Annotated in this window: 18 protein-coding genes; 14 read left to right on the top strand and 4 right to left on the bottom strand. The window is 57.0% G+C overall.

Going from position 1 to position 26,637, the window contains the following annotated elements; translation table 11 throughout:
- Positions 1-23 precede the first annotated feature (23 nt).
- Positions 24-2,198 (bottom strand): primosomal protein N', encoded by a 2,175-nt coding sequence (locus KYE_RS04380; RefSeq protein WP_085986433.1) that lies wholly within the window; start codon positions 2,196-2,198, stop codon positions 24-26.
- A 263-nt stretch (positions 2,199-2,461) separates the two neighbouring features.
- Here KYE_RS04380 and rpmE point away from each other — a divergent pair, with 263 nt between their 5' ends.
- Together rpmE and KYE_RS04370 are read left to right on the top strand one after the other, a co-directional pair.
- Positions 2,462-2,683 carry a 50S ribosomal protein L31 gene (rpmE, locus tag KYE_RS04375; RefSeq protein ID WP_008170804.1) on the top strand — a complete coding sequence of 74 codons (222 nt, stop codon included), beginning with the start codon at positions 2,462-2,464 and terminating at the stop codon, positions 2,681-2,683.
- A gap of 251 nt (positions 2,684-2,934) precedes the next feature.
- Positions 2,935-4,200: a malic enzyme-like NAD(P)-binding protein gene (locus tag KYE_RS04370; protein ID WP_008170803.1), complete on the top strand. Its 1,266-nt coding sequence runs from the start codon at positions 2,935-2,937 to the stop codon at positions 4,198-4,200.
- Positions 4,201-4,267: 67 nt separating this feature from the next.
- On the opposite strand, the gene KYE_RS04365 is transcribed toward KYE_RS04370, so the two are convergent.
- A complete protein-coding gene (locus tag KYE_RS04365) occupies positions 4,268-6,796 on the bottom strand; it encodes a penicillin-binding protein 1A (RefSeq protein WP_039881842.1) in 2,529 nt (842 codons plus the stop codon).
- 194 nt (positions 6,797-6,990) lie between these two features.
- Here KYE_RS04365 and KYE_RS04360 point away from each other — a divergent pair, with 194 nt between their 5' ends.
- The 12 genes from KYE_RS04360 to KYE_RS04305 all read left to right on the top strand — a co-directional run bounded on the left by KYE_RS04360 (position 6,991) and on the right by KYE_RS04305 (position 23,218).
- Complete coding sequence (locus KYE_RS04360; protein ID WP_008170799.1) at positions 6,991-8,052, top strand: pilus assembly protein PilM; 1,062 nt, start codon at positions 6,991-6,993, stop codon at positions 8,050-8,052.
- Positions 8,052-8,615 carry a PilN domain-containing protein gene (locus KYE_RS04355; RefSeq protein ID WP_008170797.1) on the top strand — a complete coding sequence of 188 codons (564 nt, stop codon included), beginning with the start codon at positions 8,052-8,054 and terminating at the stop codon, positions 8,613-8,615. Before KYE_RS04360 ends, KYE_RS04355 begins: the two co-directional genes overlap by 1 nt.
- A complete protein-coding gene (locus tag KYE_RS04350) occupies positions 8,615-9,226 on the top strand; it encodes a type 4a pilus biogenesis protein PilO (protein WP_008170795.1) in 612 nt (203 codons plus the stop codon). Before KYE_RS04355 ends, KYE_RS04350 begins: the two co-directional genes overlap by 1 nt.
- A 2-nt stretch (positions 9,227-9,228) precedes the next feature.
- Positions 9,229-9,777: a pilus assembly protein PilP gene (locus tag KYE_RS04345; protein ID WP_008170793.1), complete on the top strand. Its 549-nt coding sequence runs from the start codon at positions 9,229-9,231 to the stop codon at positions 9,775-9,777.
- 65 nt (positions 9,778-9,842) lie between these two features.
- Positions 9,843-11,912, top strand: a complete 2,070-nt coding sequence (gene pilQ, locus KYE_RS04340) for a type IV pilus secretin PilQ (protein WP_008170792.1) — start codon at positions 9,843-9,845, stop codon at positions 11,910-11,912.
- A 136-nt stretch (positions 11,913-12,048) separates the two neighbouring features.
- Positions 12,049-12,615, top strand: a complete 567-nt coding sequence (aroK, locus tag KYE_RS04335; RefSeq protein ID WP_008170790.1) for a shikimate kinase AroK — start codon at positions 12,049-12,051, stop codon at positions 12,613-12,615.
- The gene (aroB, locus tag KYE_RS04330) at positions 12,608-13,702 is read left to right on the top strand and encodes a 3-dehydroquinate synthase (RefSeq protein ID WP_008170788.1); all 1,095 of its coding nucleotides are present in this window, start codon (positions 12,608-12,610) and stop codon (positions 13,700-13,702) included. Before aroK ends, aroB begins: the two co-directional genes overlap by 8 nt.
- Positions 13,703-13,757: 55 nt before the next feature.
- The gene (locus KYE_RS04325) at positions 13,758-15,239 is read left to right on the top strand and encodes an SPOR domain-containing protein (protein ID WP_008170786.1); all 1,482 of its coding nucleotides are present in this window, start codon (positions 13,758-13,760) and stop codon (positions 15,237-15,239) included.
- 211 nt (positions 15,240-15,450) lie between these two features.
- Complete coding sequence (gene gltB / locus KYE_RS04320; RefSeq protein WP_008170784.1) at positions 15,451-19,899, top strand: glutamate synthase large subunit; 4,449 nt, start codon at positions 15,451-15,453, stop codon at positions 19,897-19,899.
- A 72-nt stretch (positions 19,900-19,971) separates the two neighbouring features.
- Entirely contained in the window at positions 19,972-21,390 is a 1,419-nt protein-coding gene (locus KYE_RS04315) for an FAD-dependent oxidoreductase (protein WP_008170781.1), read from the top strand.
- A gap of 126 nt (positions 21,391-21,516) precedes the next feature.
- The gene (gene hemE / locus KYE_RS04310; protein WP_008170779.1) at positions 21,517-22,581 is read left to right on the top strand and encodes a uroporphyrinogen decarboxylase; all 1,065 of its coding nucleotides are present in this window, start codon (positions 21,517-21,519) and stop codon (positions 22,579-22,581) included.
- A gap of 268 nt (positions 22,582-22,849) precedes the next feature.
- The gene (locus KYE_RS04305) at positions 22,850-23,218 is read left to right on the top strand and encodes a PilZ domain-containing protein (RefSeq protein WP_008170777.1); all 369 of its coding nucleotides are present in this window, start codon (positions 22,850-22,852) and stop codon (positions 23,216-23,218) included.
- A 170-nt stretch (positions 23,219-23,388) separates the two neighbouring features.
- Here KYE_RS04305 and radA read toward each other — a convergent pair whose 3' ends face one another.
- On the bottom strand, positions 23,389-24,765 hold the full coding sequence (radA, locus tag KYE_RS04300) for a DNA repair protein RadA (protein ID WP_008170775.1): 1,377 nt from the start codon (positions 24,763-24,765) through the stop codon (positions 23,389-23,391).
- On the bottom strand, positions 24,765-26,426 hold the full coding sequence (gene ettA, locus KYE_RS04295; RefSeq protein WP_008170773.1) for an energy-dependent translational throttle protein EttA: 1,662 nt from the start codon (positions 26,424-26,426) through the stop codon (positions 24,765-24,767). Before ettA ends, radA begins: the two co-directional genes overlap by 1 nt.
- Positions 26,427-26,637 lie beyond the last annotated feature (211 nt).

The raw sequence follows: 26,637 nt of genomic DNA, 5'->3' as shown, positions 1-26,637 counted from the left end.
GGATTCCGCAGTCTCGGCTCAAATTATCCTGTTTCCTGCGGATCAACATCAATCATCCATTTGACCCCGGCAGGCAGCTTTCTCTGGTCCAGTTCCTGACAGATTCCGGTAAGCAGGCTGTTCAGCTTTTTCCGGTTGCGGGCGTTGAGGATCAGTTGCGCGCGGTGCTTGTCGGCGCGCCGGGCAATCATGGCTGGCAACGGTCCCCAGGTTTCGATGCCTGTGGTATTCGCGAGGGGCTTAATTGTATCCAGCACTTGCAAGCTTTTCTCCATGGTGTCGCCTTCTGCCCTGAAGATAGCCATGGCGCGGAATGGCGGGAATTGGCCTTCTTCCCGCTCTTTCAGGAGTTGGTCGGCGATGTCGAGGTAGTGGCCTTCGCACAGTGTCTTTAACAGCGGGTGGTCGCTGTGGCAGGTTTGCACAAGCACTTTGCCGGGCTTTGTGCCCCGTCCGGCGCGGCCACTGACCTGCAGAAGGGTCTGTATGAGTTGCTCGGGGGCGCGAAAGTCCACGCTGAACAGCCCACCATCCGCGTTTACCACCACCACGAGTGTGACATTCGGGAAGTCGTGTCCTTTCGCCAGCATCTGGGTGCCCACAAGCACGCACGGTTTGCCGGTGTTTACCTGGTTCAGGATGCCCTGGATGCTGCCTTTGCGCTGCGTGCTGTCGCGATCCACTCGCACCACCGGTGTATCCGGGAAAGCCGTGGCAAGAATGTCCTCCGTTCTCTCGGTGCCCTGCCCAACCGGTTTGAAGGCCTCACTCTTGCACTTTGGGCACTGCTCGGTCGCCGCCGTCTGGTAGTCGCAGTGGTGGCATCTCATCGCCCGGTCCCGGCGGTGGTAGGTCAGGCGAGTGTCGCAGCGCGGGCATTCAACCATGTGGCCGCAGTCAAAGCACATCATGACCGGGGCAAACCCTCGCCGATTGACGAAAACCAGCGCCTGCTCACCTTTTGCCAGAATCTGTTCGATGGCATTCAAGGCAGGGCGGGAGAGGCCGCCCTCCAATGGGCGACTCCGGATATCCAGCAAGCTGATGACCGGGGGCGCAGCATTGCCGGCGCGCTCTTCAAGCTTTACCAGATGGTATTTGGCCTGCTCTGCATTATGAACGGATTCCAGCGACGGAGTGGCGGATCCCAGAATTACGGGGCATTTGTTCAGGTGTGCGCGGTAGACGGCCAGGTCCCGGCCGGAGTACCGAAAACCTTCACCCTGCTTGTAAGAGCTGTCGTGCTCTTCATCGACAATGATGGTTCGCAGGTTGGTGAACGGTAGCAAAGCAGCCGATCGCGTACCTACAAGGATAACGGGCTCGCCGTTCCGCACTTTCAGCCATGTCGTCAGACGTTCACTGTCGTTCAGCGCTGAGTGCCATACGACAATCCGTGCGCCAAAATAGCGCTGGAATCGGGCGACCGTTTGGGGCGTCAGATTGATCTCCGGAACCAGTACCAGGGCCTGATCCTGATTTCCCAGGTGTTCTTTAAGGTAATGAAGGTAGATCTCGGTTTTTCCGCTACCGGTGATGCCGTACAGAAGGAAGGCGGAAAACCCTTCGTCCGGGGTAGCCAGCTGCTCGGCGGCAGATGTCTGCGCCTCGGATAATCTGGGTCGGCGGGCCAGCAGCTCGGGGGCTTCATTGAAATCCGCCGGTCGGGCTGGCGAGACAACCTCGATCAGTTGCTTCTCCTGCAGTGCCTTGAGTTGCGCCCGGTTGAATCCCGCCCTCAGAATATCGGTTGTCGGGGCGCCGTTGGATCGCTGGTTCAGCCAATCCCAAAGGGCTTTTTGTTTATGCGCATTCGCGGGAATCGTCGAGCCGCTGTCGATTGCCAGCCACCACTGATCCTTTTTTTCCTCTGCAATGCGTCCTCGTCTGAGTGCTGGGGGCAGGGCAGTGAACAGGCATTCGCCGAGCGGATGCTGGTAATAGTCGCTTGCCCAACTGAGAAGCTTGAAGGTTTCCACGGGCAATGCAGGCCAGTTTTCCATTGCCCCTGCCACAGCCTTGAGAGTGATGCCGGGAGGAGGCTCAACGCCCACCTGAACAACAAGACCCGTTGCCTGCTGCCGGCCAAAGGGTATTCGCACCCTCTGACCAGGCGTCAGTTCAAGGCCTTCCGGGATAATGTAATCGAAGAGTCGACGCAGGGGACGATTCAAGGCAATGCGTGCGATCAACGGCACTGAGTGCTCCACGGGATGACGGGTGTCACGGTTTTTCCTTATCCTGTCTAGTCGGCGGCCTGCCGCGAAATCCAAGGTGGGCGAGTCCGGAAGTCAGTGTGGTGCTTGCCTGCAGAACTAATTGCAAGTAAGATTCGCGGTCTGTTTCCGGCAGGGCATGATTGTGCCCCGTCTTCTCAATTGATTCAAACGTGCGGTGCCTGGCGCCTGGGCAGATTCGATGCCCCGTGATCAGGTAGCGGCATGACCTAACGAGGTTCGCCATGAAAGAAGGTATCCACCCGAAGTACGAAGAGATTACTGCGACCTGCTCTTGCGGTAATACATTCAAGACTCGTTCTACCTACACCCATGATCTGCAGCTGGATGTGTGTTCCCAGTGCCACCCATTCTACACCGGCAAGCAGAAAGTTATGGATACCGGTGGTCGTATCGACCGTTTCCAGAAGCGTTTCGGTGGTCGCATCGGCGCCAAGAAAGACTGATTGAGCTGGATTCGGGAAAAGCGCCTTCGGGCGTTTTTTTTGTGCTCGGTTGTCAGAGTGTATCTATAAGATACATACGCAATTAGCCCTATTGACTGTTCACAAAATGTTCATGAGGCACTTGTCGTTTCCGGGCTGGCGGGCCATAATGGCGCGCTCCGCCGAGTAGGGGCCTTCGATTCGGAGTTGATCTGAGGCTCTCTGGCTTCGGCGGTTCACTACCTTTAAACGTGACAAACGGAACAGTGGCAATGTCTCAAGATCTGAAAGAAGCAGCCCTTGAATATCACGCCAAGCCGCGGCCTGGTAAGCTGAGTGTCGAAATCACCAAGCCAACCAAGACCTCCCGCGACCTTTCCCTGGCGTATAGCCCCGGGGTTGCCGAACCGGTCCGCGAGATCGCAAAGGACCCGGAGAACGCATACAAGTACACTGCCAAGGGCAACCTGGTGGCTGTCATCTCTGATGGTTCTGCGATTCTTGGTCTGGGTAACCTGGGTCCGCTGGCAAGCAAGCCGGTTATGGAAGGCAAGGGCGTACTGTTCAAGCGCTTTGCCGGAATTGATGTCTTCGATATTGAAGTCAATTCCGAGAGCCCGCAGGCGTTTATCGAAACAGTTGAGCGTATTGCAGATACCTTCGGTGGTATCAATCTGGAAGACATCAAAGCGCCCGAGTGCTTTGAAATTGAGCGCGCGCTGATCGAAAAGTGCAACGTGCCCATCTTCCACGATGACCAGCATGGTACTGCCATCGTAACTGCAGCCGGCATGATCAATGCCCTCGAGCTGCAGGGCAAAAAGATTGAAGAGGCGAGGGTGGTCTGCCTGGGTGCCGGTGCTGCCGCCATTGCCTGCATGAAGATTCTGATCAGCTGCGGTATTCGTTCTGAGAACATCTTCATGCTTGACCGCAAGGGTGTGATCCACTCTGGTCGTGATGATTTGAATCAGTACAAGGCAATGTTCGCCAACGACACGGACAAGCGCACTCTGGACGACGCGATTGATGGTGCTGACGTATTCCTGGGGCTGTCCGGTCCGGATCTCCTGACTGCTGAACAGCTCAAGAAAATGGCTCCCAAGCCGATCGTTTTCGCCTGCTCCAACCCGGATCCGGAGATCAGCCCGGAAATTGCCCTGGCAACCCGCGATGATCTGATCATGGCCACCGGTCGCTCTGATTATCCGAACCAGGTTAACAATGTGTTGGGTTTCCCGTTCATTTTCCGTGGAGCGCTGGACGTTCGTGCCACCGCGATCAATGAGGAAATGAAGGTGGCGGCCGTCAATGCAATCCGTGAGCTGGCCAAGGAGCCTGTGCCTCAGGAAATTTGCGAGGCATACGGTGTGGAGAGTTTCGAGTTCGGGAAAGAGTACATCATTCCCAAGCCGATGGACGTCCGCTTGCTGGAAGTGGTGCCCGCGGCGGTTGCCCGCGCTGCCGTGGATTCCGGGGTTGCCCGTAACGCATACCCTGCGCACTACCCGCTCAAGTCCATGGACGACATTATCTGATCTGTCGTTCAGGGTAATAAAAAAACCGGCGGTGATCCCGCCGGTTTTTTTATGCCTGTTCAGAATGTCAGAAGATTCTTCGTGAGAGGTCGTCTTCCTCGGAACCGCCGTTACCATCGTTCTCGGTTTCTGATGTCAGCGGCGGTGGCGCGTCTTCTTCGCGGAAGACCTCAAATACGCCGTCTTCACCGGGCCTTGCCCGCTGTCCGGTTTCGGGGTTGATCCGGATATTGACGATGCCGTTGGGGCGAGGCATAAGAGATGAGGGTGCTCCTTCGAGGGCCACTTCCATGTAGTCCAGCCAGATGGGTAGCGCGGTGCTGGCGCCGAACTCACGTCTGCCAAGCGGTGCCGGTTGGTCGAATCCTACCCAGGTGGTTGTGGCCACTTCATGATTGAAGCCGGCGAACCAGGTGTCTTTCTGCTCGTTCGTGGTACCGGTTTTACCGGCAATGTCATCCCGGCCCAGTGCCAGTGCCCGGCGACCGGTGCCGCGGCGAATCACGTCCTGCATCATTGAGTGCAGGATGAAAACCGCACGTTCGTCTGCCAGTCTGCGCATCACGCGGACGTCTGGCGATTGGTCGCCCGTTTCCGACGACTCCTCGTCCGCGCTTGCATCGCCTTCCTCCATGCCCGATGTTGCTTGTTCTGCAAGCTCGTCGCAGTTTTCATCGCACAGAATGGTTTTCGGAGCCTGGTAGATGGTTTCGCCCCTGAAGTCGCTGATGGTATCGATCAGGTAGGGTTCAACGTCATAGCCGCCGTTGGCGATCACCGCCATGCCTCTGGCCAGTTCCATGGGAGTAAGCTGGCCGCTGCCGAGCGAAAGCGACAGGTCGTCGGGCATGTTTTCAGTCGGAATTTCCAGCTTAGCCAGGTAGTTGAGAGTATTCTCTATGCCCAGATCACGCAGGAGCCGGATGGAAACCAGGTTGCGCGATCGGTAAAGCGCTTCCCGGAGACGGGTGGGGCCATAGAACTGTCCAGAGGAGTTCTGGGGCCGCCAGGCGGTCTCCAGTTCGGAGTCATCGAACACAATGGGCGCATCGTTGTAGATGGTCGCAGGTGTCATGCCACTTTCCAGAGCGCTCAGGTAAAGGAAGGGTTTGAACGTAGAGCCCGGCTGTCTTCGTGCCTGGGTTGCCCGGTTGTATTTGCTCTGGCCAAAGCTGTACCCCCCGCTCAGGGCCTCAATGGCACCGGTTTTGGCCTCGAGTGAGATCAGGGCGCCCTCGGCCCTGGGAATCTGTGCGAGTGTGACGGTCGCTGTTTGGGGGCGCGCCGTCTCGTCGTTCAGGGTTTCGGTATCGTCGGTCTCGTTCTCCGGGGTGGTCTTTTCCGGGTTTTGAGCGCGCACATAGACGACATCGCCGCGGGAAACTACGTCCGAAGGTTTCTCCGGCTCTGGGCCGGTGAGGTTTTCGGTTTTATACCGCCTGGCCCAGGTCATGGACTCGAAAGGCATGATGGCTGGACCAATGCGACGTACGTGAACACTGACTTCGCCGGCTTCATCGTTAACTTCCTTGACGATCGCAGGTAACAGTGACTCCACGCGTGGGTAATTCAGAATCAGGTCGGACAGTTCGCTGGTTGCCAGTGTTTCCTGGTCGATCTGCCCGATGGCACCACGGAAGCCGTGCCGCCGATCATAAGCTTCTAGGCCGTCCCTGAGGGCTTCAGTGGCAACCTGCTGTTTCCGCCCGTCAACCGTCAGGGTAACCGTGTAGCCGTCGGTATAGGCGTCTTCACCAAACCGCCGAACCATTTCGGATCGGGCCATTTCTGCAACATAGTCGGCGTCGACTTCTGTCTCCGTGCTGTTATAGCTGGCAGTGATGGGGGCAGAAACCGCAAGCTCGCGTGCATCCGGGGTGATGTAACCCAGGTCCTGCATGCGTCCGAGGATCCAGTTTCGGCGGACCATCGCCCGGTCGGGATTGGCCAGTGGATTAAAGGCCGAGGGCGCCTTGGGCAAGCCGGCCAGCATCGCCATCTGTGCCAGGGAAAGTTCCGAGACCGGTTTGTTGTAATAAACCTGAGCGGCGGCAGCAATCCCGTATGCACGGTTTCCGAGATAGATCTTGTTCAGGTAGAGCTCGAGAATTCGGTTTTTGTCCAGTTCACGTTCAATCTGAAGAGCCAGAAGTATCTCGTTGAACTTCCGTATAAAGGTTCTGTCCCGTGACAAAAAGTAATTTTTTGCAACCTGCATTGTGATGGTACTGCCCCCGGACTGGATCTCGCCGGTGGAGATCAGTTCGATGGCAGCCCGCGCCAGGCCTTTGATGTCGACCCCGAAGTGCTCGTAAAAGCGCGCGTCTTCAGCCGCCATAAAGGCTTGTAACTGAATTGTTGGGATCTGTTCTATTGTGATGGGTGTCCTTCTCTTTTCACCGAATTCTGCTATTAATCTGTTGTCTTTGCTATAGACCCGTAATGGCGTCTGAAGCTTGATGTCCAGAAGCTGATGTACCGGCGGAAGGCCAGGACGAAGGTAAAGATAGAAGCCTGAGGTTACGATAACGGCGACACTTAGTCCGGTAAGAAACAACCAGGCAAGAAGGCGAGATGTGCGCAACAAATGAGACATTTTTTCTGACAACTGTTGGATATAGGTCTATCATTTGAGAAATTGCTTTAGGATGGAAGAGTCTCTTCACCGCTGCAAAAGTTCTCAATTAAAGAAGAACAGGCATTGTAGACGGAATGGTGAAGAAATTCTCTTAAATAAAAAACACATAAGTTACGTAACCGGGTGCATCTAACCAGGTATAGGGTGAGCGCGTGTTTGGATTAGGAAAGAAATCCAGTGCAGTGCTGGGCGTGGATATAAGCTCCAGCTCGGTCAAACTTCTGGAGCTGTCAAAGCAGGGTGACCGTTATAAGGTCGAAAGCTACGCGGTGGAGCCGTTACCGGCCAATGCCGTGGTGGAAAAGAATATTACGGACGTTGAAGCAGTGGGCGAAGTGATGAAGCGAGTCGCTTCCAAGTCCCGCTCCGGCGTAAAGCAGGTAGCAGTTGCGGTATCAGGTTCGGCGGTAATAACCAAGGTCATCCAGATGGACGGTGGCCTCAACGAATTCGAGATGGAAGACCAGATTGCCCTTGAGGCCGATCAGTATATTCCATACCCACTGGATGAAGTGGCCATCGATTTCGAAGTTCAGGGCCCCTCCGAAAGCAACCCCGACCAGGTAGATGTTCTTTTGGCTGCATGCCGAAAGGAAAATGTCGACATTCGAGAAGATGCGCTCGAGATCGCCTCTTTGACGACCAAGGTGGTTGATGTCGAAGCCTACGCCCTTGAGCGGGCCTACGCGTTGATCGAGCCGCAGCTGGACTCCCAGGGCGAGGAGCTGGTGGTGGCAATTGTTGACATCGGCGCGACCATGACCACGCTGAGCGTTCTGGCCGGCGGCAAAACCGTTTACACCCGCGAACAGATTTTTGGTGGCAAGCAACTGACCGAGGAGATCCAGCGTCGTTACGGCCTGTCTCTGGAAGAGGCCGGTCTTGCCAAAAAACAGGGTGGATTGCCCGATGACTACGAATCCGAAGTGCTGACTCCGTTCCGCGAAGCCGTGGTGCAGCAGGTGGCCCGGGCACTTCAGTTCTTCTTTGGCGCCAGTCAGTACAATGCTGTCGATTACGTGGTTCTGGCAGGAGGCACTGCCTCGATTCAGGGGCTGACGGAGATGGTCGAAGAAAAGACGGGAACGCCGACCATGGTCGCGAATCCTTTTGCAGACATGGCAGTAGGGTCACGGGTCAACGCATCGGCACTGAGTAATGATGCGCCTTCCCTGATGATTGCCTGCGGCCTGGCAATGAGGAGCTTCGACTGATGGCAAAGATTAACCTTCGACCGTGGCGCGAGGAACTTCGTGCCGAGAAGCAGAAGCAGTTTGTGGTCATGATTCTGGGCGCTGCGATCATTGCTGGCGGCCTGGTCTTCCTCTGGAAAACCGATATGGATAGCCGGATTGCCTACCAGGAATCCCGCAACGCCTACATCGAGACCGCCACCAAAAAGCTGGATCAGCAGATCAAGGAGATCGAAAACCTCAAGCGCAAGCGGGATGAGCTCCTTGCCAGAATGCAGGTTATTCAGGATCTCCAGGGCAAGCGACCCGTGATCGTGCGCGTCTTCGACGAACTGGTGCGGACATTGCCCGATGGCTTGTTCTACACCGATCTCAAGCGAACCGGCGAGCGCGTTGATATTGTGGGGATGGCGGAGTCTAACAGTCGGGTTTCCACGCTTATGCGCCAGTTCGAGGACTCCGAATGGTTCACGGATCCCAACCTCTCGAATGTCTCTGCAGCTGATAGTCGCCGGGCCGGTTACAGCCAGTTCAATCTCTCGGTTAAACAGAAAACGCCCGAGCCCGAAGGGGAGGATAAGTAATGAGCCTCGCGGACTCTCTGAAAAGTCTCAATGAATTTGATATCAACGACCTTGATGTCAATAACGCGGGTATCTGGCCTGCTCCAATCAAGTTCATCGTAGTTCTGATTATCTTCGGGCTGATTGCCGGAGGTGGTTACTGGTTCTTTATCAAGGATCAGTATGCTCAACTTGAGCGTGTAGAGCGCACCGAGCAGGAACTCCGGAAAACTTATGAAGAGAAAGCCTATCAGGTTGCAAACCTTGAGGTTTTCAAGGCCCAGATGGCGGAAATGGAAGAAACCTTTGGCGCCTTGGTAAGACAGCTGCCAAGTGAGACCGAAGTGCCAGGATTGCTTGAAGACATTACGAATACGGCTTTGGGTAGTGGTTTGGCACTTCAGGAAGTGAAGCTGCAACCGGAACAGCGTCGGGACTTCTATTCCGAGCTGCCAATCAATATTCGGGTGTCCGGTTCTTACCATGAGCTGGCATCATTTGTCAGCAGCGTTGCCAGCCTTCCACGGATCGTAACGCTACACGACTTGACGATAAAACCAACTGGCGGAGATGCGGACCGGCTTGATATGCAGGTTTTGGCTCGTACTTACCGCTACCGGGCTGGAGAATGAGCATGACAGGAAAGCATGCGGTAAAAGCCTGGCTGGGTGTGTGTCTGGTGTCTCTCCTGACAGCATGCTCCCAGGGCAGCGGATTTTCAGATCTTGATCAGTTCATGGCCGAGACGCGGGCAAAACCGAGAGGGTATGTTGAGCCCTTGCCGGAGTTCAAGGCGTACGAAGCTTTCAGTTACTCAGCGGCAGATCGTCGGGCGCCATTTGAGCCGCCGATTGATGTCCAGCTCACTATGGTGGACGAACAGCCGATCAGTGATGTGGAGCCGGATCTGGATCGTCCCAGAGAGGTTCTCGAGAATTTTGACCTGAAAGCACTTCAAATGGTCGGCACGCTTCAGGGTGCATCGGGTAATCTGTTTGCTCTGATTGAAGACGATACCGGCGGGATCCATCGAGTCCGCACGGGAAATTACATGGGGCAGAACTACGGTCGCATTGTGGGCGTTAGTGAAACCCGTATCGAGCTCATTGAAATCGTTCCCAATGGCCGGGGTGGCTGGGTAGAGCGTCCTCGCTCCCTGACCCTGGAAGAGGGCGCAGGCTAAGGAGCGGCTGGATGAAAGTTGAAAGAAACATGCACGTACAAAAAAGTTTAGGGTCGAGGCTAGCGATGTTCAGAAAACTCAATGTATACGTCAGCGTGATTGCTTTTGGGTTGTTATCCGGCCTGGCCAACGCGGTCACGCTGGAAGACGTGTCGTTTTCGTCGCTACCGGGCGAGCGGCTTGAGGTGACACTGCAATTTGATGGGGCGCCACCGGAACCCTCCGGTTACACCATTGAGCGCCCCGCTCGGATCGCGGTGGATCTTCGGGATACGACCAGTGGTCTTGATAGCCGAAGCGTGCCTCTGGGGTCGGGTAATGCCCAGAGCATGACCGTGGTCGAAACCAAGGATCGAACACGGTTGATTTTCAACCTTGTCGAGCTGGTGCCCTATGACACAGTTCGTTCTGGTAACTCCCTGGTCATGACGATTGGTGGGCAGTCTGAGGGAGTTGTTGCCAGCGCCTCAACCTCCTCTTCACAGAGCAGTGGAACAACCAACGCGGCACCATCTAATACTCTTGCCGGCGTCGATTTCCGTCGTGGCAAAGACGGCGAAGGACGTGTGCTTGTGGATCTTGGCAGCTCCAGCACGCCAGTCGACCTGACAGAGCGTTCCGGCAAAATTCGTCTTACGATGAATGGTATTGCGGTGCCTGCAGATCTGCGGCGCCGGCTCGACGTGACGGATTTCGCCACGCCGGTTACTCGCATTGACACCTTTGTGGAAGATGGCAATGCCGTTGTTGAGATCAGCCCCCAGGGCAACTACGACTACATCGCTTACCAGTCTGGCACTCAGTTTACCGTCAGTGTCGAGGAGCTGAGTCAGGAAGAAGCGGAATCCCGCCGGGAAGAGAAGTTCCCGTATACCGGCGACAAGCTGTCCCTGAATTTCCAGGATATCGAAGTGCGCTCGGTGCTCCAGTTGATCGCCGACTTCACTGGACTGAATCTGGTGGCCAGTGACACCGTAGGTGGCAGCATCACTCTGCGACTTCAGAATGTACCCTGGGATCAGGCGCTTGATCTGATCCTGAAGACCAAAGGTCTTGATAAGCGTCAGATCGGTAATGTGTTGCTGGTAGCCCCTGCCGATGAAATTGCAGCTAGGGAGAAGCTGGAGCTCGAGACCAACAAGCAGATCGCCGAATTGGCACCGGTTCGCCTGGATATTATTCAGGTAAATTACGCAAAGGCAGCCGATATCGTTGGGTTGATTCAAGAGGACGAAGAACTGATCTCTGATCGCGGTTTCGTTTCCTCGGATGTCCGCACCAACACCATCAGTGTTCGTGAGACTGCAGAAAAGCTTGATGAAATCCGCCGCCTGGTCTCTACATGGGATGTGCCGGTACGGCAGGTCTCTATTGAGGCCCGGATTGTGCGTGCCCAGACCAACGTAGCTGAGAACCTTGGTGTTCGCTGGGGTGGCGCAGCATATGACATTAGCGGAGACAACATCTTTTCGGTCGGCGGTGGTCTTGATGGCGTGCAAGATGCCCGTGATTCCGCCGCGACTCCGGGATCTTTCCAGACGTCTTTCCCCGGCGCACTTGCGGTAGATCTGGGAGTGAGTGGTGACGGAGCGTCCTCCTTCGCAATCGGTTGGGGCAGCGACGACTTCCTGGTGGATCTTGAACTCTCGGCCCTTGAGAGTGATGGTCAAGCTGAAGTGGTTTCCCAGCCCCGGGTTGTGACTGCCGATCGTCAGACGGCGTCGATCAAGTCTGGTGAGGAAATTCCGTACCAGCAAGCTGCTTCCAGCGGTGCGACAGCGGTTTCGTTCAAGGAAGCCGTGCTTTCTCTCGAGGTGACGCCGCAAATCACCCCGGATGACAAGATTATTATGGATCTGGTGGTCAACCAGGACTCCCGTGGTGAAGTTACCGCCGGTATTCCTTCGATCAATACCAACCAGGTAACCACCCAGGTTCTGGTTGGCAACGGTGAGACGGTGGTGCTGGGTGGTATCTTCCAGTCGCAAGTTGCGACCCAGACCACCAAAACGCCGTTCCTCGGAGATATTCCCTACCTGGGCCGTATCTTCAAGCGCACCGAACACATTGATGAGCGCAGTGAACTGCTGATCTTCATCACACCGAAGATCATCAAGAACGATCTGCTGCGCTAAACGGGTTAGCTCAAAGGCCGCCGCTTAAAACCGGCGGCTTTTTTGTGCCTGAATTTTGTCCAGGACGGGCCCCGAACTTATGCAATCACCGGCCCTGTGATATTCTCACCCGCCTGAACAAAACTGAGCGGAAGTTATGTCTTTGCCGAAACGCGTTGTCCTGGTTGGCCCCATGGGAGCAGGGAAAAGCACGATTGGCCGGATGCTCGCCAAAGAGCTCGGCTATCGTTTCCTCGATTCTGATCGCATCATTGAAGAGCGGTGCGGGGCCAACATCCCGTGGATATTTGATGTTGAAGGGGAGGACGGCTTCCGTCTGCGGGAAACAGCAATGCTGGACGAGTTGTCCCACGAGGACCGAACCGTGCTGGCTACTGGTGGCGGAGCTGTGATGCGCCAGGAAAACCACCCGATTCTCAAGAGAGATGCAACGGTCATCTATCTGAAAACATCCATAGAGCAGCAGGTAGAGCGTACACGCAAGGACCGCAATCGGCCTTTGCTACAGAACGACGACCCTGAGGCGGTCTTGCGGAAACTTTTCTCAATCCGCGATCCGCTGTATTCAGGTCTCGCGGACATCATCATGTTCACGGACAGAAAGAGTCCCCGGCTGGTGGTGCGTCAGCTGGTCAATCGGCTGAACCCGAAAACGCCGCGTCACAAAAGGCAGATACGTAAGGAAGGTCGCAACCATGTCTAATCGGTATCGGGAGCTCTCGGTAGAGCTCGGTGAACGCAGCTACCCCATATTTATCGGTGAGGGGCTTCTCGGCACTCAGGATCTGTCAGCTTTTGTTTCCGGGGCGCAGGTCATGATCGTTACCAATGAGACTGTGGCACCACTCTATCTTGAGCGGGCGAAAGCCAGCTTTCCGGGGAAGCGGGTTGATACCGTCGTACTTCCGGATGGCGAGAGGTTCAAGGATTGGCAGACTCTTAACAGCATCTTTGACGGTCTCCTTGAACATCGCCACACCCGAAAAACCCTTCTGGTTGCCCTCGGTGGAGGTGTGGTCGGGGATATGGCTGGTTTTGCAGCAGCCTGTTATCAACGTGGTGTACCGTTCATCCAGATTCCAACGACGCTGCTTTCCCAGGTCGACTCTTCTGTCGGTGGCAAAACTGGCATTAATCACCCGCTTGGCAAGAACATGGTTGGGGCTTTCCATCAGCCGCAAGCGGTGTTGATAGACACGGCAAGTCTACAGACTTTGCCCGCAAGAGAGGTGTCAGCGGGGCTGGCGGAAGTTATCAAATATGGGCTGATCCGGGATCAGGGCTTTCTTGGCTGGCTTGAAGAGCATATGGATGCATTGGTCAGTCTTGATCCGGAGGCGCTGGCAGAAGCCATCTTCAGGTCCTGCGCTTGCAAGGCCGAAATTGTTGCACTCGACGAGCGCGAAGGTGGCCTCAGGGCGATCCTGAATCTTGGTCACACCTTCGGCCACGCGATCGAAACCTATGCCGGTTACGGCAACTGGCTGCACGGGGAAGCAGTAGGCACCGGTATGCTGATGGCCGCCGAATTATCCGCGCTTGAAGGGATGATCAGCCGTGACGATTGTGATCGTATAAACCGACTGATCCTCCGGGCCGGTTTACCGGATAAGCCCCCGGTTGCAATGACGGCCGATGACTTTATGGGGCTGATGGCTGTCGACAAGAAGAACGTGGATGGCCTTTTGAGGCTGGTCCTGCTTCGGTCGGTTGGAGACGCCGTGGTCACAGCCGAAGCGAGTCCTGAAAACCTTGCTCTCACCTTTGCACGTTTTTGCAGCTCGACATGATGACGGCCCGAAGGCATCAATGATTTGGTAGCGGACCAGAAGACAAGGAAGACCCGTGACTGAAGAAAGCTTGAACAGTCTTGATGGCGGAGGCCTGTTCCCCAGGTTGCAGCAGCGCTACAGCCTCCGTGCCAACCCGCTGGAAATGGAGACGCCGTTCTTTCCGGATGCCATGCGTCATCACGCTCTGGAAGCGTTGCGCCATCTATGCGGCTTCGGTGATATGGCTCTGTTATTGACCGGAGCTGCTGGCTCGGGCAAAACCCGAATACTGGCGGAGCTGGTCCGCAGCGAATCATCCAGACTCGACTTTCACCGTATACCGGCGGCAGCGCTGACCAGCGTCCAGGCCCTTGCCCGGGACCTGAAAGCGGTTTCCCGCTCAAATCTCGGCCCGGAAGACAGCCCCCGAGACCTGGTTTATGGCTTTTTCAAGTGGTCTGAATCGCGGGTCCGAAAGGGCCAGCGTATGGTCCTTTTGATTGACGATGCCGACCGGGCGCCGACGGAGTTGCTAAGGCTTATCCTGTCCGCCTATCTGGCTTCAGAGCGTGGCTCTTCTGCCGTCCCGGTGTTTGCCGGAACGGATAGTCTGGTCCAGTCGATGGGCCTGGATGATGCGAGCACAAGTGTCCACCAGATACATCTGCGGCCTCTCACCAGGGATGAAATCGTTGCCTATCTGGAACCACGGGTTCACGCTGCCGGCGGCAAGGCAGGGGAACTTCTGAGTCCGGCCCGGGTCTCCAAAATTCACGCCCTGAGCCAGGGTAGCTTTGCGCGACTCAAGCGTGTGACTCCGGGCGTTTGGCTGGACATTGTGGCCTCGCCGAGTGTCGATCGCCCGAAGCACGTTCCGTGGAAGCGGTTCCTTTTGCCCGGGCTGGCCCTTGTGCTCCTTGCGGGCTCCTGGTGGTTTGTGTCGCGCCAGTATGATGAATCCGTGGCCGGCGAGACTGTAAAAGCACCGGAGCCGGTGAGAAAGAGTATAACCATTGGGCCTGAAACAGAGAATTCAGTGCCATCCCCGGAAGAGCCGTCGCAGGACCAGCCTGCCGTGGAGCCTGAAACGGTATTGACAGAGCCGGTAACCGAGCCGGAAGCTGACCAGCCAGAGCCAGAGCCAGAGCCAGAGCCAGAGCCAGAGCCAGAGCCAGAGCCAGAGCCAGAGCCAGAGCCAGAGCCAGAGCCAGAGCCAGAGCCAGAGCCAGAGCCAGAGCCAGAGCCAGAGGCCGCGCCGAGCTTCACTCCGGCAAACCCGGCGTATTTTTCGGCGATTGATCAGGTTCGGGCGCGTGGAGGCTGGACCATTCAACTGGTGGCCGGCAATCTCGAACAGACCGCTCTGAATGTTATTTCCCGCTATTCACAGCTTGGTGATCTGGTCTACACCCGCGGGGAAAGGCAAGGCCAGCCCTGGTTTATGGTATTCTATGGGGAGTTTCCTACCCGGGAGGCGGCAAATGCCGCGGCAGCTGGTTTGCCAGAGGAGCTGGCTTCCAGGTCACCCTGGGTGCGTCCGGTCGACAATTTATAGCGCCGCTGTTTCGGCGCTAACTCGTTGTTCCATAACCTTGTCGACTGGTAATCCCGGTTTCGGCTTCCCACAATAACGTCACGCCGATTTGAGTACGTATTTCTACGTGTGTAAAATAGCCAGCCCCCATTTTCAGTGTCGAAGGGTGGTTGTTTGGCTGTGCGCCAATTAACTCTTTGATTGAAAAGCATTTCTACGCGAGAGAACGCTTATGATGACAGGTTTGTATCATCCCGATGAATTCAGGGACAACTGCGGATTCGGTCTGATTGCCCACATGAAGGGCGAGGCCAGCCACAAGTTGTTGCAAACTGCCATCGAGTCTCTGACCTGCATGACCCACCGAGGTGGTATCGCTGCAGACGGAAAGACCGGCGATGGTTGTGGCCTTCTGATCCAGAGCCCGGATGGCTTTCTGAAAAAAGCCGCCAAGGCAGCGTTTGGTAAGGAGCCGGGTGATCTTTTTGCTGTCGGCCAGGTCTTCCTGAACCCCGACGAAGCCAAGGCTTCGGCTGGTCGTGCGGCCATCGAGAAACGGTTGACCGAGCAGGGCCTGGAGATTCTCGGCTGGCGCGAAGTGCCGGTCGATGACAGCTGTCTCGGTCCTATGGCGCTTGATTGCCTGCCCCGTATCGAGCAGGTCTTCGTGGTGCCTGGTGGCAAGGCGGAGCGTGATTTTGCGATCAGTCTGTTCGTGGGCCGTCGCCACGCCGAAAGCGATATGGCCGACGATCCCGAGTTCTACATCTGTAGCCTGTCACACCGCACCCTGGCCTATAAAGGCCTGATGATGCCGGCAGATCTGGCCAACTTCTACAAGGATCTGGGTGACCCCGATCTCGAGACCGCCATCTGTGTTTTCCATCAGCGGTTCTCCACCAACACCATGCCACGCTGGCCGCTGGCCCAGCCGTTCCGGTATCTGGCTCACAACGGTGAGATCAACACCATCGACGGCAACCGTAACTGGGCCATCGCCCGGGCCGCCAAGTTCAGCTCTCCGGAATTGCCAGATCTGCAGACCCTGCAGCCTCTGGTGAACCTCACCGGTTCTGACTCCTCAAGCATGGACAACATGCTGGAAGTGCTGCTTGCCGGCGGTGTTGACCTGTTCCGCGCGGTCCGCATGATGATTCCGCCAGCCTGGCAGAATGTCGACAGCATGGATTCAGAGCTGCGTGCGTTTTACGAGTACAACTCCATGCACATGGAGCCTTGGGATGGTCCTGCCGGTCTGGTCATGTCGGACGGCCGCTATGCCGTCTGTATGCTCGACCGGAATGGTCTGCGCCCGGCCCGGTGGGTCATCACCAAGGATGATTTCATCACGCTGGCCTCAGAGATCGGAACTTACGGTTATCAGCCGGACGATGTGGTAGCCAAAGGCCGTGTCGGACCGGGTCAGATGCTGGCGATCGACACAGAGTCCGGTGAAGTCCTGCACACCAAGGACATTGATCAGCGTCTCAAGACCGCTCAGCCTTACAAGCGCTGGCTGCGGGAAAACGCTCTCCGCGTCGAGACCACTCTGAATCAGGACACCCCGGATTTCAGGCTGATGGATTCCGACGAGCTTCTGGTGCACCAGAAGATGTTCATGGTCTCCTTCGAAGAGCGTGACCAGGTATTGCGTCCGCTTGCGGAGAACGGCCAGGAAGCGGTTGGATCCATGGGCGACGATACCCCAATGGCCGTGCTCTCGAGCAAGGTACGCCACGTGGCGGACTACTTCCGGCAGAAGTTCGCCCAGGTGACCAACCCGGCGATTGACCCTCTGCGTGAGTCGATTGTCATGTCCCTGGAGACCTGTCTGGGTGCCGAGCGCAACGTATTCGAGGAAACCGCCGATCACGCAGACCGCATTATTCTGACGACACCGGTTCTGTCGCCTGCCAAGTTCCTCAAGATTGCCAACAATGAGCGCCCGGGTTTCGAGGTCGCGCGTATTTCCATGAGCTACCGCCCGGAACAGGGATTGGAGCAGGCGATTCGCCAGGTTTGTGAGGAAGCGGAACAGGCCGTCCGGGATGGTAAGGTGCTGCTGATCCTCACCGACAAAGATTTGAAGGAAGGTGAACTGCCGGTCAATGCCCTGATGGCAACCGGTGCGGTCCACCACCATCTGGTCAAGAAAGGACTGCGTTGCGATTCCAACATCGTTGTTGAAACCGGTTGGGCTCGCGATCCCCATCATTTCGCCGTGCTCTTCGGTTTTGGTGCAACAGCGGTCTATCCGTACCTGGCTTACCAGGTTCTGAACGACCTGATCCGTACCGGCGAACTGCTGATGGATCCGATTGATGCCAAGAATAACTACCGGAAGGGCATCAACAAAGGGTTGCTGAAGATACTGTCGAAGATGGGAATTTCCACCATCACTTCCTATCGTGGCGCCCAGCTGTTTGAGGCGGTCGGTCTGGCCGATGATGTCGTTGACCTGTGCTTCAAGGGTGTGCCCAGCCGAATCCAGGGTGCCGGGTTCTACGATTTCCAGCAGGACCAGGAGCAATTGGCGTCCGTGGCCTGGAAGCCGCGCAAGCCCATCATTCAGGGCGGTCTTCTGAAGTACGTCCATGGCCAGGAGTATCATGCCTTTAACCCGGATGTGGTCGGTAAGCTCCAGGAGGCGGTGACCAGCGGCGACTATGGCCACTACAAGGAATACGCGGGTCTGGTTAACGAGCGTCCGGTTGCGACGCTCCGTGACCTTCTTGTCTTCCGGAAAGACATCAAGCCGATTGATATTTCGGAAGTAGAGCCGGTTGAAAACATCTTCACCCGCTTTGATTCGGCCGGTATGTCACTTGGTGCCCTGTCACCCGAGGCCCACGAAGCCTTGGCGGTGGCCATGAATACCCTGGGCAGCCGGTCTAATTCGGGCGAGGGCGGTGAAGATCCCGCTCGCTATGGCACTGAAAAACGCTCGAAAATCAAACAGATCGCGTCCGGACGTTTTGGCGTTACAGCCGAATATCTGCGTAGTGCGGATGTCATGCAGATCAAGGTGGCCCAAGGTGCCAAGCCGGGCGAAGGCGGCCAGTTGCCCGGTGGCAAGGTCAATGAACTGATCGCCCGCCTGCGTTATTCGGTCCCGGGCGTAACGCTGATTTCACCGCCGCCGCATCACGATATCTATTCCATCGAGGATCTGGCCCAGCTGATTTTCGACCTCAAACAGGTCAATCCGCAGGCTCTGGTGTCTGTGAAGCTGGTCTCTGAGCCCGGCGTCGGTACGATTGCCGCAGGTGTGGCTAAGGCGTACGCCGACCTGATCACGGTGTCCGGGTACGATGGCGGTACAGCGGCGAGCCCGCTGACGTCGATCCGCTACGCCGGTTCTCCCTGGGAGCTGGGGCTTACCGAAACCCAGCAGGCGCTGCGAGCCAATGACCTGCGTGGCAAGATTCGCCTGCAGACTGATGGCGGCCTGAAAACAGGTCTGGACGTGGTAAAGGGCGCGATCCTTGGTGCCGAGAGCTTCGGTTTTGGTACCACCCCGATGGTTGCGCTGGGTTGTAAATACCTGCGTATCTGTCACCTGAATAACTGCGCGACCGGTGTGGCTACACAGAACGACCACCTCCGTGAAGAGCACTTCAAGGGCACGGTGGAAATGGCGATGAATTTCTTCCGCTTCGTGGCCGAAGAGACCCGGGAGTGGATGGCCAAGCTGGGCGTGCGTACCCTGGAAGAGCTTGTGGGTCGCGTTGACCTGCTGGAGCGCCTGCCCGGTGATACCGAACGTCAGAAGAAACTGGATCTGAGTCGCCTGCTGTCTAACGACCATATTCCTGCAGACAAGCCGCAGACCTGTCAGGTCGAACGGAATCACCCGTTTGATGAGGGCAGGCTCGCGGAACAGATGGTTCAGGATACCGCTGCGGCGATCAAAGAGAAGAGTGGAGGCGCGTGGTCCTATCGAGTCACCAACTGTGATCGCTCTATTGGCGCCCGCCTCTCTGGCGAAATCGCCCAGATCCATGGTAACCAGGGTATGGTGGATGCACCGATCACCCTGGACCTGACCGGTACCGCTGGCCAGAGTTTTGGTGTCTGGAACGTGGGTGGTCTCAACCTGATCCTTGAAGGGGACGCCAACGACTACGTCGGTAAGGGCATGACCGGTGGCAAGCTGGTTGTGAAGCCGCCCCGCGGCAGCGCGTTCAAGACCCAGGAAACCTCTATCGTCGGCAATACCTGTCTCTACGGCGCAACCGGCGGCAAACTCTTTGCTGCCGGAACCGCGGGTGAGCGATTTGCAGTTCGTAATTCCGGTGCCCATGCCGTTGTGGAAGGCGCCGGAGACCATTGCTGTGAATACATGACCGGTGGTCTGGTGACGGTGCTGGGCTCTACTGGCCACAACTTCGGTGCTGGTATGACCGGTGGCTTTGCTTACGTCATGGATATCAACAACACGTTCGTGGACAAATACAACCACGAGCTGGTGGAAATTCAGCGGATTTCCAGCGAGGACATGGAGTCCTACCGCAATCACCTGCGTGGTGTAATCCGGGAGCATATCTCGGAAACCGGCAGTGAGTGGGCAGAGCACATTCTTGAGAATTTCGACGACTACATTGGCCGCTTCTGGCTGGTGAAACCCAAGGCTGCGAATCTGCGCAGTCTGCTGGCCAGCACCCGGGCGCGTCCGGAATAAGAGGCTGAGAGGGTTTGGGGCGAGCAGCCTGGCTGCCGCCCTTGTCGAAATCGAGTTGATGAGAGCATCCAGATGAAAGAACGACTGAGTAATGACTTCCAGTTTGTCGAGGTTGGACGTGTCGACCCGAAAAAGGTCCCGGCCAAGAAGCGGAAGAAAGAGTTTGGTGAAATTTACCACCCCTTCACAGCAGATAACGCGGCGTCCCAGTCCCATCGCTGTCTTGAGTGTGGTAACCCCTATTGCGAGTGGAAGTGCCCGGTTCACAACTATATTCCGAACTGGCTCAAGCTGGTTTCCGAAGGCAATATCATGCGGGCCGTCGAGTTGTGTCACCAGACCAACTCCCTGCCTGAAGTTTGCGGCCGGGTTTGTCCGCAGGATCGCCTGTGTGAAGGTGCCTGCACGCTGAACGACGGGTACGGTGCGGTTACCATCGGGTCTGTCGAGAAGTACATTACCGACACCGCCTTTGCCCTGGGCTGGAAACCGGATATGTCCGCCGTGAAGTGGACAGACAAGAAGGTTGCAGTCATCGGCGCTGGGCCTGCGGGTCTGGGCTGCGCGGACGTTCTGGTTCGCAATGGCGTCAAGCCGGTTGTATTCGATATCTATCCGGAAATCGGTGGCCTGCTGACCTTCGGCATTCCCGAGTTCAAGCTGGAAAAATCCGTTATGACCCGTCGCCGCAAGGTGTTCGAGGAGATGGGCGTGGAATTCCGCCTGTCTACCGAGGTGGGCAAGGACGTTCAGCTGCAGGAGATCATTGACGAGTACGATGCCGTTTTCATGGGCATGGGCACCTACACCTACATGAAGGGAGGTTTCCCGGGTGAGAACCTGCCGGGCGTGTACGATGCACTGCCGTTCCTCGTTTCGAACGTCAACCGTCGTCTCGGCTTCGAGAAAGACGAAGCAGACTTCATTGACATGAAAGGCAAGCGGGTTGTTGTCCTCGGTGGCGGCGATACGGCGATGGACTGCAACCGCACCTCGATCCGTCAGCAGGCCGAGAGCGTCACCTGTGCCTACCGCCGGGACGAAGCCAACATGCCGGGTTCTCGCCGGGAAGTGGCCAACGCCAAGGAAGAGGGCGTTAAGTTCCTCTTCAATCGTCAGCCCATCGCCATTATTGGTGAAGACCGGGTTGAGGGTGTGAAGGTGGTTCAGACCCGTCTGGGCGATCCGGACGAAAATGGTCGTCGCCGTCCGGAAGTGGTCCCGGGTAGCGAGGAGGTTATTCCTGCGGACGCGGTTCTGGTCGCCTTCGGTTTCCGTCCGAGCCCGGCCGACTGGTTCGATGAGCTGAAAGTGAATACCGACGATTCGGGCCGGGTAACTGCTCCGGAAGGCGCAGAGTTCATGTTCCAGACCAGCAACGAGAAAATCTTTGCGGGCGGGGACATGGTCCGCGGTTCGGATCTGGTCGTAACCGCTATCTGGGAAGGCCGTCAGGCTGCCGAAGGCATCATGGATTACCTGGATATCTGATTGCACGGTTGATCCTGATGAGAAGGGCGGTTTCCTAAGGGAAAGCCGCCCTTTTTTATTCCCGCAAACCGGGTATTATGGCCTCCATCCAATTTTCCCCTTTGTACAGAACACGCTGGATTTTCTATGACCGAGCTGAAGAATGATCGTTTCCTGCGCGCCCTGATGCGCCAGCCCGTGGACCGCACACCGGTCTGGATGATGCGACAGGCAGGGCGATACCTGCCGGAGTACCGTGCGACAAGGGCGAAGGCCGGGGATTTTCTCAGCTTGTGCAAGAACACGCCGCTGGCCTGTGAAGTGACGCTACAGCCCCTGGAGCGTTTCCCGCTGGATGCGGCCATCCTGTTCTCAGACATCCTGACCATTCCGGATGCTCTGGGTCTCGGCCTGTACTTCGAAACCGGCGAGGGCCCGAAATTCCGGAACACGATCCGCTCCGAAGCCGATGTTGCCGCTCTGCCGAAGATCAACGCTGAGGTGGACCTGGATTACGTCATGAACGCGGTCTCCACCATCCGCGGTGCGCTGAATGGCAGTGTTCCCCTGATCGGCTTCTCCGGAAGCCCGTGGACCCTCGCCACCTATATGATTGAAGGGGGCTCTTCCAAGGATTTCCGGGAGGCCAAGAAGCTCATGTATGGCCAGCCAGAGGTTATGCACCGCTTGCTGGATCATCTGGCGGACGCGGTCATTGACTACCTCAACGGCCAGATCAAGGCCGGTGCCCAGGCTGTACAGATTTTCGATACCTGGGGAGGCGTTTTGAGCAGCTGGGCGTACGAAGAGTTCTCGCTCCGCTACATGAGGAAGATCGTTGACGGCCTGATTCGCGAGAGCGATGGTCGCCGGGTGCCAGTGATCCTGTTTACCAAGAATGGCGGTCAGTGGCTGGAATCCATTGCCGATTCCGGTGCGGATGCCGTTGGTCTGGACTGGACTACCGATATCGGTAATGCCCGGGCCCGGATTGGTGATCGAGTGGCCCTTCAGGGCAACATGGATCCGGCGATGCTGTATGCACCGCCTGAGCGGATCCGGCAGGAAGTGGCTGATATCCTCAAGCGCTTCGGTTCCGGCAATGGGCACATATTTAACCTTGGTCACGGGATTACGCCGGATGTCGATCCGGAGCATGCAAAGGCGTTCATTGAAGCTGTGGTCGAGCTGAGCCCAGAGTATCACCGCTGAATTCCGCGGCTTAGCCTCTTCTAGCCTGCTTGTTTGATGGCTGGGCCGTTATGGGCCCCTTTCCAAAAACCGCTACGAGCACATCCATGTGCGCTTGTCCTCGGCCATCCTTGGCCTCCGACATTTTTGGAAAGGGGCCCATAACGGCCCGAGTCTGACCTAACAGATATATCCTTCCGATAGTTAACCTCCTCCAAAATCCTCTGGATGCATCGACCTGTCCGGTCTATAGTCAGGTAAAACAAGACCGGTGAACAGGAGTAACCACTTGCCCACCAAGACCCCAGAAAAGCGCCGGTTCCACCGGATCGAGTTTGATGCGCCGTGTGAGCTCCACTGCCAGGAATCCGTCTGGACGACGGAGGTGCTGGATATTTCGCTGAAAGGTGTTCTGGTGAAGCGGCCGGAGGGTTGGCAGGTCCCCTTAAAGCAGCCCTGCGAAGTGATTATTCATCTGAATGATCATGAGGCAGGTATTGTTATGGCGGTAGAGCTTAGGCACGTGGAGCCGCACCGGCTGGGTTTCAAATGCCAGTACATAGATCTCGATAGTGCTACCCACTTAAAACGCCTAGTGGAACTTAACCTCGGAGATCAGGCGTTGCTGGAAAGAGAGTTTGCCCACCTCATTGATTAGAGCTTTTGCAGCCGGACTTTGGCACCGCTGCCTGCAGGTCAGGTTGACTTCGGAGCTTTCAAAAATGTCGGAGGCCAAGGATGGCCGAGGACAAGCGCACAGGGATGTGCTTGTAGCGGTTTTTGGAAGCTCCGAAGTCAACCTGACCGTTCACTCCGAAGATGGCAGGCTTAAAGGTCTTCCAGAGCAGTAAGAGCATCACTCAGTTTGGTAACGGGAATCACCTTCATGCCGTCGATGGCCTTGCGCGGGGCATTGGATTTCGGTACCAGAGCCCGCGTGAAGCCGTGTTTGGCGGCTTCGTAGATGCGCTCCTGGCCACTGGGCACCGGGCGGATTTCCCCGGAGAGGCCGACTTCGCCGAAGATCACCAGGTCCTGGGGTAGGGCGCGGTCTCGGAAGGAGGAGACAATGGCGGCCAGCAGCGCGAGATCGGCGCTGGTTTCGTTTACTTTTACGCCACCAACCACGTTCACGAACACGTCCTGGTCGGATACGTGCATGCCGCCATGGCGGTGCAATACGGCAAGGAGCATGGCCAGCCGGTTCTGATCGAGGCCAACTGCGACCCGTCTGGGGTAGCCGCCCTGAGCCATATCCACCAGGGCCTGGATCTCCACCAGCATGGGGCGGGTACCTTCCCAGACCACCATCACCACGCTTCCAGGGGCAGCGTCTTCGCCGCGGTTCAGGAAGATCGCGCTGGGGTTCTTCACTTCCTTTAGCCCCTGTTCCAGCATGGCGAACACACCCAACTCGTTCACTGCACCAAACCGGTTCTTGATCCCCCGAAGGGTTCGATAACGGCTGTCGCTGGAGCCTTCCAGCAGGATAGAGCAGTCGATCATGTGTTCCAGAACCTTCGGGCCGGCCAGGCTGCCGTCTTTGGTGACATGACCGACCAGGAACAGGATGGTGCCGGTCTGCTTGGCGAAACGGGTCAGGTAGGCTGCGCTTTCCCGCACCTGGGAGACACTGCCGGGCGCGGACTCGATATCCGCCATGTGCATCACCTGAATACTGTCTACCACCAGAATTCGTGGTTTTTCCGCCTCAGCCACCTGCATGACTCGCTCGACACTGGTTTCGGACAGCATCTTCAGGTCTTTGGTGGGCAGGCCCAGCCGTTTGGCGCGCATGGCGACCTGTTGCAGGGATTCCTCACCGGTGACGTACAAAGCGGGGACGCTGGCAGCCAGGTGGCAGACGGCCTGGAGTAGAAGGGTACTCTTGCCCGCGCCCGGGTGGCCGCCCATCAGAACAGCCGAGCCCTCGACGAGACCTCCGCCCAGAACCCGATCAAACTCCTGCATGCCGGAGCTGATACGAGGCTGCTCTGCCAGGCTGACATCATCCAGGCTCTGGACCTCGGACAGGCTGCCGGCAAAGCCCTCAAAGCGGCCACCGCGGGCGCCTTTGCTGTTGCTGCTGACGCCGCGGACTTCGCTGATGGTGTTCCAGGCCTGGCAGGCCGTGCACTGGCCCTGCCATTTGGAATAGTCTGCACCGCATTCGGTGCAGACGTAGGCGGTTCTCGTTTTCGCCATCAGGCCAGCTTCTTGTACTTCATGCGCTGCGGCTGCATCGCCGAATCACCCTTGCGCTTCTTGAAGTCCTCGTCGTACTCGGTGAAGTTGCCTTCGAAGTACACCACCTCGCCATCATCCTCGAACGCCAGGATGTGGCTGGCCACACGGTCGAGGAACCAACGGTCGTGCGAGATAACCAGGGCAGAGCCCGGGAAATTCAGCAGGGCTTCTTCCAGGGCGCGAAGGGTTTCCACGTCGAGATCGTTGGTCGGCTCATCCAGCAGCAGCACGTTGCCGCCCTGTTTCAGCAGCTTGGCGAGGTGCAAACGGTTGCGCTCACCGCCGGACAGGTCGCCAACCCGCTTCTGCTGGTCGCTGCCCTTGAAGTTGAAACGGCCTACGTAAGCCCGGGAGGGCGTCTCGTAATTGCCAACCTTGATGATATCGTTGCCGTCGGAGAGCTCTTCCCAAACGGTTTTGCTGCCATCCAGATCGCGCATCTGATCCACGTAGGCCAGTTCCACGGTTTCCCCGACGGTGATGTCGCCAGAATCCGGCTTGTCGAAACCGGCAATCATCTTGAACAGAGTGGATTTACCGGCACCGTTACCACCGATAATGCCCACGATGGCGCCGGGTGGCACGCTGAAGGACACGTTTTCATACAGCAGGCGGTCACCGAAGGACTTGCTGATGCCGTCAACCTCGATCACCTTGTTGCCCAGACGGGGTCCGGGTGGAATGTAAAGCTCGTTGGTTTCGTTTCGTTTCTGGAACTCCTGGGAACTCATCTCCTCGAAACGGGCCAGACGGGCCTTGCTCTTGGACTGACGGCCCTTGGCATTACTGCGCACCCATTCCAGTTCCTGCTTGATGGCTTTCTGGTGAGAGGCTTCCTGCTTGGATTCCATTTCCAGACGCTTTTCCTTGTTCTCCAGCCACTGGCTGTAGTTACCTTCGAATGGAATGCCATGGCCACGGTCCAGTTCCAGGATCCAGCCGGCGACGTTGTCGAGGAAGTACCGGTCGTGGGTGATGGCGACCACGGTGCCTTCGTAGTCATGCAGGAAGCGCTCGAGCCAGGCCACGGATTCGGCATCCAGGTGGTTGGTGGGCTCGTCCAGCAGCAGCATGTCCGGGCCGGACAGCAGCAGACGGCACAGTGCGACCCGGCGGCGCTCACCACCGGAGAGAACGCTGACTTTCTGATCCCAGGGTGGAAGACGCAGGGCGTCCGCGGCAACTTCCATCTTGCGTTCAATATCGTGGCCATCGGTGGCCTGGATGTAGGCCTCCAGCTCGCCCTGCTTCTTGGCCAGGGCGTCGAAATCCGCATCCGGTTCGGCGTAGGCGGCGTACACCTGGTCCAGTTCGGCCAGGGCGTCATGCACACCGGAAACCGCTTCATCGACGATTTCCTTGACGGTTTTCTCTTCGTCCAGCTCTGGCTCCTGGGGCAGATAGCCCACGTTGATGCCGGGCTGCGGGCGGGCTTCACCGATGTAATCCTGGTCCACGCCCGCCATAATGCGGAGCAGGGTGGATTTACCGGCACCGTTGAGACCCAGAACGCCGATTTTGGCGCCAGGGAAGAAGCTCAGTGAAATGTCCTTCAGAATCTCGCGCTTGGGCGGGACCACCTTGCCCACGCGGTTCATGGTGTAAACGTATTGGGCCATGTTGGCGTACACCTCTTGATATAACAGGTTCGTGAATTCGGAAACTGACGGCTCGGGCTAATTGCTATTGATCCGGTAAGGTATCGAAACCTACCAGTGATAGCAATTGAGCAGAAACCGGAGTTGGCCGCATGCCGGTATCTGCGGACGGTTAAAGGGTGATTTTTCACCCGTTTGTAAGATAGAATAGCGACCCAATTTTTCAGGGAGC

Source organism: Marinobacter manganoxydans MnI7-9 (assembly GCF_000235625.1).
GTDB classification, from domain to species: Bacteria; Pseudomonadota; Gammaproteobacteria; order Pseudomonadales; family Oleiphilaceae; genus Marinobacter; species Marinobacter manganoxydans.
The sequence above is the reverse complement of the archived record's forward strand: the minus strand, read 5'-3'. Positions and strand labels throughout refer to the sequence as shown.